4 protein-coding genes are annotated in these 2,653 nt (G+C 29.1%); 3 read left to right on the top strand and 1 reads right to left on the bottom strand.

Translation table 11 applies throughout. The annotated features are described in order from the left end of the window. Positions 1-246 precede the first annotated feature (246 nt). Together CN514_RS24830 and CN514_RS24835 are read left to right on the top strand one after the other, a co-directional pair. The gene (locus CN514_RS24830) at positions 247-954 is read left to right on the top strand and encodes a cytochrome c biogenesis CcdA family protein (protein ID WP_098234836.1); all 708 of its coding nucleotides are present in this window, start codon (positions 247-249) and stop codon (positions 952-954) included. A 213-nt stretch (positions 955-1,167) separates the two neighbouring features. Beyond that, a complete protein-coding gene (locus CN514_RS24835; RefSeq protein WP_098234838.1) occupies positions 1,168-1,647 on the top strand; it encodes a CcdC family protein in 480 nt (159 codons plus the stop codon). A gap of 28 nt (positions 1,648-1,675) precedes the next feature. On the opposite strand, the gene CN514_RS24840 is transcribed toward CN514_RS24835, so the two are convergent. Beyond that, positions 1,676-2,107 carry a DUF2621 family protein gene (locus CN514_RS24840; RefSeq protein WP_098234837.1) on the bottom strand — a complete coding sequence of 144 codons (432 nt, stop codon included), beginning with the start codon at positions 2,105-2,107 and terminating at the stop codon, positions 1,676-1,678. 186 nt (positions 2,108-2,293) lie between these two features. Here CN514_RS24840 and CN514_RS24845 point away from each other — a divergent pair. Next, on the top strand, positions 2,294-2,653 hold a 360-nt coding region (locus tag CN514_RS24845), incomplete at its 3' end, for a hypothetical protein (RefSeq protein WP_141529533.1).

Raw genomic sequence — 2,653 nt, forward strand, 5'->3', positions numbered from 1 at the left:
TTGGCCATATTTTTTTAAACATGTTTCCACCTTAATAATAAATTAGTTTATTAAGAAGTGTGCCGAAATTTTAGTGAAAATATTCCATTTTAATCACTATTCTTCAATTTTTTGGTAATGAATGAAGAATTAGAGGTTCTTAAAATATGTGTATGACGCGGTCTATTAACTACTTTTAATACTAAATAAAAAGCAATTCTGTTATAATATTATCTAGAATGTAAAGATGAGAAGGGATGTAAGTTAATGGGGGATTTAAATATTGGTATTGCATTTGGAGCGGGATTTCTCTCCTTTATTTCTCCATGTTGTCTACCGATTTATCCAGCGTTTTTATCGTATATTACAGGGGTATCTTTAAGTGATTTACAAAATGAAAAAAGAATACATAAAAGTAAAACTTTACTACATACTTTGTTCTTTTTACTAGGTTTTACAATCATTTTTATTGTTTTAGGTTTTAGCACTTCCATAATTGGTTCTTTTTTTATGCGTTATCAAGATTTTATTCGTCAAGTTGGTGCGATTTTAATTGTATTTTTAGGATTAGTCGTAACGGGTATTTTTCAACCGAAGTTTTTAATGAATGATCGAAGGTTTCAATTTTCAAAACGCCCTTCAGGATTTCTAGGTTCTACTTTAATTGGATTAGCATTTGCAGCAGGTTGGACACCGTGTACTGGACCAATCTTAACTTCAGTATTTGCACTTGCAGTAAGTAACCCAGGTTCAAGTCTATTTTATATGTTAGCATATACACTTGGATTTTCTATTCCATTTTTTGTATTGTCGTTTTATTTAGGGTCACTAGGTTGGATTAAAAAGTATTCACATAAAATCGTCGTTTATGGTGGATATATCATGATCATTATGGGAATCATGTTATATTTTGATTGGTTGACTAAAATAACAATTTACTTTACTAGATTTTTTGGTGGATTTACTGGGTTTTAAACATTATTTTTCCAATGTAAAAAATTGCAGGATTTGAAGTTATTGGATTTGCATCGATGTGGAAGAAGCAGTATTATATAATCAGTTTATTAATTAAAAGAGTGCTTTGTATTAACAAAAACTGTAAAAATCAGTTTTAAAAAAAGTCGATGCATATAAGAATTGTTATTCTTTAAGATTGAAAAAAAGGTAGTGAAAAAAATGAGTAAAGATATGAGTATAATTTTTAGCACAGTATTTGCAACCTGTATGGCTTTAGGTGTAATTTTCGTTAGACTAAAAGCTGCTAAAAAGCCGACAAACCTTAAAAAAATAATTTTACCTCCATTTTTTATGAGTAGTGGAGCTTTAATGTACTTAGTACCAGAGTTTAGATTGACAAGTTCTGAAGTATTAGAAGCTGTTTGTATGGGAGTATTTTTTTCGTTATTTTTAATTAAAACATCTAAATTTGAAATTGTAGATAATGAAATTTATTTAAAAAGATCAAAAGCATTTGTCTTTATCTTACTTGGTTTATTAGTAGTTCGAATCGTGATGAAGTTATATTTAAGTTCTTCGATCGATGTAGGCCAATTAAGTGGTATGTTCTTCTTATTAGCATTTTCAATGATTGTTCCTTGGCGCTTAGCAATGTACAAATCATATCAAAAAATGAGAAGACAGCTGCCTTCAAATACAATTATTACATGAAAAAACGTGTACCTTTTCGGTACACGTTTTATTTTGCAAGTAAATGCTTAAAATCGGCAAAATCGATTTCTTTTTTCTTTAGTGTTTTAACTAAAAATGCATGATCTCGCTTAGGAGTTGCTTTAATATATCCTTCAATAATTAAGCCTTGTGTAATTTGCGGAGCGTTATTTAGCAACGCTAATTCACCAATTTTTCCAGCTATTTTATCTCGAGCTATATCTCTAAATAAAGATGGAACAGGTTTTACTAATTCTTCAAGTAATTCTTTCTGTTCAGTCGACCACAAATGTCTTGTTTTTTGTAAATATTCTTCCTGCCAATCTAAAATAGATTTCCCATCTTCTTTAGGTAATCTTTTCAAAAACTTTCTGAACATAAAGTATCCACCGATTGACATCATTCCTAACAAGAAAATTGTCCATAAGACAATCATAATTTGAGAAAAGAACGAAAACATATGTATCCTCCTTGTATTAGGTAAACATACCACTATTATAGTAAGAAAATATGACAAGTATCAAGCAAGTACATATGTTTTTTGTCAAAAAATGACCATTTATTTTTAAGTACTAGTTTCATTTTAAGTATTTGAATCATATAGTAGAAAAAATAAAGAAAAAAGTCGTAGAGGAGGCGAAAGAATGTGAAACAAACTAAATTCTCTTCTCACTTTACTTTTCTAAGTGTTTTATTTTATATGGCTGCCAGTTCAATATTCCTAGTCATTCTGTACAAGTTAATATCAATGCTTGTAGGAAACGGAAATGATTTAAAGACTTATCTGCAAATCGCTGTAGTTGTAATTGTTTTAAGTATTACAGCTTTCCGCCTAATAAGAAGTGATATTGTATTAATCCAGGATGAAATTATTATTCATAAAGGCATTCTAACAGTTAAACTTAAGGTCAATGATATTACAGAAATAAAGCAACTAGTCGAAGTTTATGGAAAAAATAAGGAAATAATAACTTTATTAATTCATATTAACGAGTCAGTACAACCA

The sequence above is a fragment of the Bacillus sp. AFS001701 genome (assembly GCF_002559405.1).
Lineage (GTDB): Bacteria > Bacillota > Bacilli > Bacillales > Bacillaceae_G > Gottfriedia.

What these genes read in the sequence shown, in the direction of transcription:
- CN514_RS24830 (WP_098234836.1), top strand. Translation starts at nt 247, where the DNA reads ATGGGGGATTTAAATATTGGTATTGCATTTGGAGCGGGATTTCTCTCC.
- CN514_RS24835 (WP_098234838.1), top strand. Translation starts at nt 1,168, where the DNA reads ATGAGTATAATTTTTAGCACAGTATTTGCAACCTGTATGGCTTTAGGT.
- CN514_RS24840 (WP_098234837.1), bottom strand. Translation starts at nt 2,107, where the DNA reads ATGTTTTCGTTCTTTTCTCAAATTATGATTGTCTTATGGACAATTTTC.